The organism is Treponema sp. R6D11 (genome assembly GCF_054786075.1).
The window spans coordinates 1-5,530 of record NZ_BDHD01000118.1; the positions used below are offsets into that span (position 1 = coordinate 1).

At 51.4% G+C, this 5,530-nt stretch carries 9 protein-coding genes and 1 pseudogene; all 10 read left to right on the plus strand.

Annotated features, from left to right (window positions below; translation table 11 throughout):
- Positions 1-292, plus strand: a 292-nt coding sequence (locus ACYVTD_RS09340) for a response regulator transcription factor (protein ID WP_461247509.1), incomplete at its 5' end; no start/stop codon positions are given.
- 251 nt (positions 293-543) lie between these two features.
- Positions 544-771, plus strand: coding sequence for a 4Fe-4S dicluster domain-containing protein (locus tag ACYVTD_RS09345; protein WP_461247510.1), 228 nt, complete (start codon positions 544-546; stop codon positions 769-771).
- The gene (locus tag ACYVTD_RS09350) at positions 771-1,415 is read left to right on the plus strand and encodes a hypothetical protein (protein WP_461247511.1); all 645 of its coding nucleotides are present in this window, start codon (positions 771-773) and stop codon (positions 1,413-1,415) included. The genes ACYVTD_RS09345 and ACYVTD_RS09350 overlap by 1 nt, the downstream gene beginning before the upstream one ends.
- A complete protein-coding gene (locus ACYVTD_RS09355) occupies positions 1,363-1,869 on the plus strand; it encodes a transketolase C-terminal domain-containing protein (protein ID WP_461247512.1) in 507 nt (168 codons plus the stop codon). Before ACYVTD_RS09350 ends, ACYVTD_RS09355 begins: the two co-directional genes overlap by 53 nt.
- Positions 1,866-2,624, plus strand: a complete 759-nt coding sequence (locus ACYVTD_RS09360; protein WP_461247513.1) for a thiamine pyrophosphate-dependent enzyme — start codon at positions 1,866-1,868, stop codon at positions 2,622-2,624. The genes ACYVTD_RS09355 and ACYVTD_RS09360 overlap by 4 nt, the downstream gene beginning before the upstream one ends.
- Positions 2,621-3,154 carry a 2-oxoacid:acceptor oxidoreductase family protein gene (locus tag ACYVTD_RS09365; RefSeq protein WP_461247514.1) on the plus strand — a complete coding sequence of 178 codons (534 nt, stop codon included), beginning with the start codon at positions 2,621-2,623 and terminating at the stop codon, positions 3,152-3,154. The genes ACYVTD_RS09360 and ACYVTD_RS09365 overlap by 4 nt, the downstream gene beginning before the upstream one ends.
- A 79-nt stretch (positions 3,155-3,233) precedes the next feature.
- Positions 3,234-4,268, plus strand: coding sequence for a M23 family metallopeptidase (locus tag ACYVTD_RS09370; protein WP_461247515.1), 1,035 nt, complete (start codon positions 3,234-3,236; stop codon positions 4,266-4,268).
- Between the two features lie 4 nt (positions 4,269-4,272).
- Positions 4,273-4,704: a bactofilin family protein gene (locus tag ACYVTD_RS09375; protein WP_461247516.1), complete on the plus strand. Its 432-nt coding sequence runs from the start codon at positions 4,273-4,275 to the stop codon at positions 4,702-4,704.
- A gap of 5 nt (positions 4,705-4,709) precedes the next feature.
- Positions 4,710-5,255 (plus strand): YaaR family protein, encoded by a 546-nt coding sequence (locus ACYVTD_RS09380; protein ID WP_461247517.1) that lies wholly within the window; start codon positions 4,710-4,712, stop codon positions 5,253-5,255.
- 7 nt (positions 5,256-5,262) lie between these two features.
- Positions 5,263-5,530: pseudogene (locus ACYVTD_RS09385) on the plus strand (hypothetical protein); the annotation flags it as partial.

A 5,530-nucleotide genomic window follows, 5' to 3' on the forward strand; every position in this document is an offset into this window, starting at 1 on the left:
CTCTTCCATAATTAACAGACTGTTGGATTCAAACCTTGATAATCACGGGAAAAAAGGAAATTGTGTTTTCTTATCGCCCGTGGAACGCTGTATCATCAGCGGAATCGCGAGGGGGATTTCCAACACAGAAATAGCGAGGCTTATAAACTACAGCCCCGGAACCGTAAAAAACATGGTAACGGCTATAAAACGTAAAATAAACCTAAAAACCCGCGCGGAAATCGCCGTTTTTTCGCTTGTAAACGGGCTTATCAGCCCAGAACAGGACGGTTTTGGAAGTCAAGGGAAATAGTGATTTGTAACAAGTAATTCGCATAAATTTCTCACAAAGGGCACGGAGGAAGAGAAGGACACAAAGGAAGAGAAGAGGAATTAGGGGTTTTTGTCCGAAGGCTAATCGTGAAGCTCAAGCTCAGCTTTCGTACGACAATCCCTAATTCCCCTTTGTGTCCTTCTCCCCCTTTGTGAGCTTTGTGTGAGGCTATTGGCTAAAAAGTCATTTTTCCTTATAATGAGGATACTTCAATTATTTAAGGAAATTTCATGGCAAAGAAAGGAAAAGTAACAATAGACTCCGAAATGTGCAAGGGATGCCTTTTGTGCGTTCGCGCGTGTCCGGTAAAGGTGCTGGAGGAAGACCCCGAATTAAATTCGTCGGGCTGTCATCCTTCAAAAGCGGTAAATATTGATAAGTGCATAGCCTGCGGCAACTGTTACGAAGTCTGCCCCGATGTCTGCATCGAGGTTTATGAAATAGAGGGGGCGGCGTAATGGGCGAAAAAGTTTTAATGAAAGGGAACGATGCCATCGCGGAAGCGGCGATAAGGGCGGGCTGCGGCGCGTACTTTGGTTACCCGATCACCCCGCAGAACGAGCTTATCGCCTACATGGCGAAAAATATGCTCGACAGGGGAAGGATTTTTATTCAGGCGGAGAGCGAAGTCGCAGCCATCAACATGGTGTTCGGCGCTTCGTGCGCGGGGATACGCGCGATGACAAGCTCGTCCAGCCCGGGCATCAGCCTGAAGCAGGAGGGCGTCTCCTACGCCGCGGGAGCGGATGTTCCGCTCGTCATGGTGAACGTCAGCAGGGGGGGGCCGGGGCTTGGCAACATCGCCCCGGCGCAGAGCGATTACCTTCAGTCAACGCGCGGCGGCGGCCACGGCGATTACCGCTGCATAGTGCTCGCGCCCAAGAGCGTGCAGGAGTGCGCCGACTTTACCTGCCTCGCGTTTGATTTGGCGGACAAGTACAGAATGCCCGCCATTCTGCTGGCGGACGGCCTTATCGGGCAGATGATCGAGGGCGTGGTTCTGCCGCCCGGAAATAAAACAGCCGGAAAGGGATTGGGCGGTCGGCGGCATGATGAACAGAAAGGGCGCGGACAAGGCGGCTCGTCACATAACGTCGATTGAGCTCGTTCCCGAAAAACTGGAAGCGATAGTTAGGGAACGTTTTGTCCGTTACGAGAAAGTAAAGGCGGCGGAGATACGCTTTGAGGACAACGGCTGCGAGGGCGCCGACCTTGTGATGGTCGCCTACGGGACATGCGCCCGCGTCTGCCTCGGCGCGAAGATGCTCGCCCAAAAAGAGGGAATTAAACTCGGCATTTTCAGGCCGATAACTTTGTGGCCGTTCCCCTACGACGCGCTGGGAAAATACGTATCGGAAGGCAAAACAATTTTAACTGTGGAAATGTCGTTCGGGCAGTTAGTGGAAGACGTGAAACTTTCCGCTTACGAAGCATCGATTAAAACTGGAAAAACGGGCGGCGCGAAAGCGGATATCCGGCTTTTAAGCCACGCGTGCGGCGTCATTCCGACCGAAGAAGAAGTTTTCGCGAAGGTAAAGGAAATATTAAAGAAATGAAAAAATTATACGGACACCCTGAAAGTTTAACTAAGGTGCAGACGAAGTACTGCGGCGGCTGCGGGCACGGGATAATCCACAGGATTATTACTGGCGTGATAGACGAAATGGGGCTGAGGGAACGGGCGATAATCACGAACCCGGTAGGCTGCGCGGTTTGGGCGGATGTGTATTTTGATTTTGACTCGGTACAGCCGGCGCACGGCAGGACTCCCGCCGCCGCGACGGGAATAAAGAGGGTGCGCCCCGACCACCTTGTCATCTGTTATCAGGGGGACGGGGACATGGCGGCAATCGGGACGGCGGAAATGATCCACGCCGCGAACAGAGCGGAAAAATTTACCACGATATTCGTAAACAACGCGATTTACGGCATGACGGGCGGGCAGATGGCCCCCACGACGCTGATCGGCCAGAAAGCGACTACCGCCCCGAGAGGACGGGACGCTGAAACCGCGGGGATGGGTTATCCAATCAGGGTGGCGGAGCTTCTTTCCTCGCTGGAAGGAACGCGCTATATCGCAAGGGGGGCGGTAAACAACGCCGCCAATATCCGCAAGGTAAGGCAGTACATCAAAAAGGCGTTTGAGGCGCAAATGGCGGGCTTTGGAAGCACCATAATAGAAGTTCTTTCCCCATGCCCGACAAATTGGACTATGGATCCCATTCAGGCCGTAGAATGGCTTGAAAAGAACATGATTCCCGCGTTTCCGCTCGGGGAAATAAAAAACACGCTACCCGGAGGCTCCAAATGACGGAAAAATCGCTATTCGCCGGATTCGGCGGCCAGGGGATAATTTCGCTCGGCCAGCTTTGGGTTTATTTCGCCATGCAGGAAGGGAAAAACGTAACTTTTTTCCCGTTTTACGGCGCGGAAAAGCGCGGGGGCGTCGCCAGGGCGGGCGTAATCGTGTCGGATGAGGAGATAGCGAGCCCTTTAGTGACCACGCCTGACTCAACTTTGGTCATGAACTTGGATTCCCTGCCCGTTTGCGAGAAAATTGTCAAGGAAAACGGCTTAATTTTGATAAATTCAAGCCTTGTAAAGGAAGAACCGTCCAGAAAAGGCCTAAAAATCGCCAAAGTTGAGGCTACGGGCATAGCCGAACAGCTTGGAAACCTCGTTTTTGCCAATATGGTGGCCCTTGGAGCCATGGTAAAGCTAACCGGAGCCTTGAATTTAGCCGATATTGAAGGTGTATTGAAGAAATTTTTCCCGCCGGACAAGCACCAATTTGTCCCGATGAACGAACAGGCTATACGGGCGGGTTATAAAGCCGTTTAAGGGCGGGAATTTGACGGAGAATTTGACATCGACCGCGTTTAGAATATATAATAAAAGGTACGTTACATAGGGAGAGTAAATGGCTTCGGTTCACGATTATAAACGTTTAGAAAACAAGATGATTTATAAAGTCAAAAACGCCGCTATTTCCGCGGCCGACTTTATAGGCGATGTTTTTAAAGCCATTGGAAAATTCCTCTCCCGCCGTTACACGCTTGTTTTCGTCCCACATTCCGAGAAAAAAGTTTACAACCTTCACATTACGGTCCTTTCGATATTTTGTTTCCTGTTTGTCGTGTTCGGCATTATAGGCACGTTTTTCTGGTACAGCGCTTCTTACAGCAGCACGATGTACGCGATGGCGAGCAAGGACGTGCGCCTAAAAGACGTGCAGGCGTCGCTTGACCAGTTACGCGACGAGACCGCCCTTCTTTTAAGGGAGGCGCGTAATTTTGAAGGCGCCCTTTCCGGCGTTCTTTCGGCGTTAGGTAAAAATGTAAACAACGAGACGAACCAGAAATCATTGGGCGATTTAAGCTCCTTTTTGGGCATAAAAGAAACAACCGACGGGACGTTACGCGAAGTTGACGATGTGCGCAAACTTTCCGCGTATCTTTCTCAGGCGGTCGAGCCGATTAAGGAAATGGGCGTTCTTCTGGATTCGCAAAGCGCCCTTCTTACGGAAATCCCCAGTATTTGGCCCGTCAAAGACGGCATAGGGAACATTTCGATGTTCTTCGGCCAGAACATTAACCCGATAAGCGGCCAGTACTACATCCACAAGGGAATCGACATTTCCACACACCGCGCCGGCGATCAGGTTTTGGCGACGGCGGACGGACAGGTGGTCGCCACCGAGTACGCCAGCGACTTCGGCAATTTCGTCATCATCAGGCACAAGCATGGCTACTACACCCGTTACGCGCACTTGCAGAGCATCAGGGCGAAACTTGGGCAGAGCGTCCAGCAGGGCGAAGTTATCGGCTATATCGGGAATACCGGCGTTTCTACCGGCCCGCACCTTCACTATGAAGTTCATATCGGTTCCGACGTAGTGGATCCGTACCGTTATATCACCCTCCGTTCCCGCGTGGCAAGACAGCAAGGACGATAAAAACGTGGCTCAGGACAGAGGCGGCGACTATTCAATTAACACCATAATAGGCCCCAACACGAATTTTTCAGGCCACATCGAGGCCGGCGGCTTTACGCGCATAGACGGCAGTATAAGCGGCGACGTAAGGGCGCGGGGTAGGGTGGTGCTTGGCGAGCGCGCGCGGATGAAGGGCAATATATCCGGCACGAACATCACCATCGGCGGGGTGGTGTGCGGGAACGTTTTTTCGGACGGACACCTTGTCATCCTTTCCACCGCCGTTGTTCTTGGCGATATAATCACCCGCCGGATACAGGCGGACGACGGCTGCTTTATCAACGGGGCGATCAGGGTATGCCCCAACGAGGAAAGCTGGGTAAAGACCCTGTCCGAGTACAAGGACGCTCAGGGCATTAAATCGGCCCTGCCCGTATTCCATAAAACCCACGGTTAAAACCCATGGCAAAAGTAGACGGCACCGATACTTCTTTTTACATGAACCCCGCGGCTTACACGCAGGTTAAAGAAGAAAAAAAAACAAAAGCTTCTAAGACGGAAAAAAGCGCTTTTTCAACTTTGTTCGATACTCTCCGAGGCAAGACCGCCGAAGAAATCGGCCCGTTAAAGGATCTTCCCACTTCCGACGATTCGTTAAATATTTTAATGGACGAAGTCCGTAACGCGGGCGATCTTTTAAAGAGCCGCCCTTATCCCGATGAAATTTTGCTTTACAAGCAGGCGGTACGTAATTTTATCAACTATGTGGTACAGAACGCTTATTCCCTGGAACGCGATGAGGGAATTCCGAATTTTTTAAAACCTGGATTTAAAGGAAAGCGCGGTACGCCCGAAGCGATGGAAGTAAAAATGCACACCAAAATTCAGGTTATCGACAAGAAGCTTGAGGACTTGGCCGCCATGCTTCTTTCCGGCCAAAGACAGCAGATGCAGTTGGTTTCCCGTCTTGAGGAAATACGCGGCCTTCTGGTAGACTTATTGCAATAGGTTATTTATGAGCGACGATAGCGAATATGAAGACATAGAAGACGACGTTGTTCTTGAGGACGAGCCCAAGGTAAACAACGTCATAACCGGAGCCGACGCGGGCATTGAATCCATCGCCCCCGACACGCCCATTTACAGGCTAAGGCTCCTGTATTCCCACGAGACTTTTCTCGCCGTTTACAGGGAAGACAACCTCGCCCCAAACACGATGGTCATAGTGTCCACCCTGTTGTCGGCGGTAAAGAAAAACAGAATTTTCGGCTCTTCCAAAAGGT

Bases quoted from the DNA above. Each gene is read 5' to 3' on its own strand.
- ACYVTD_RS09345 (WP_461247510.1), top strand. From the start codon at position 544: ATGGCAAAGAAAGGAAAAGTAACAATAGACTCCGAAATGTGCAAGGGA.
- ACYVTD_RS09350 (WP_461247511.1), top strand. From the start codon at position 771: ATGGGCGAAAAAGTTTTAATGAAAGGGAACGATGCCATCGCGGAAGCG.
- ACYVTD_RS09355 (WP_461247512.1), top strand. From the start codon at position 1,363: ATGATGAACAGAAAGGGCGCGGACAAGGCGGCTCGTCACATAACGTCG.
- ACYVTD_RS09360 (WP_461247513.1), top strand. From the start codon at position 1,866: ATGAAAAAATTATACGGACACCCTGAAAGTTTAACTAAGGTGCAGACG.
- ACYVTD_RS09365 (WP_461247514.1), top strand. From the start codon at position 2,621: ATGACGGAAAAATCGCTATTCGCCGGATTCGGCGGCCAGGGGATAATT.
- ACYVTD_RS09370 (WP_461247515.1), top strand. From the start codon at position 3,234: ATGGCTTCGGTTCACGATTATAAACGTTTAGAAAACAAGATGATTTAT.
- ACYVTD_RS09380 (WP_461247517.1), top strand. From the start codon at position 4,710: ATGGCAAAAGTAGACGGCACCGATACTTCTTTTTACATGAACCCCGCG.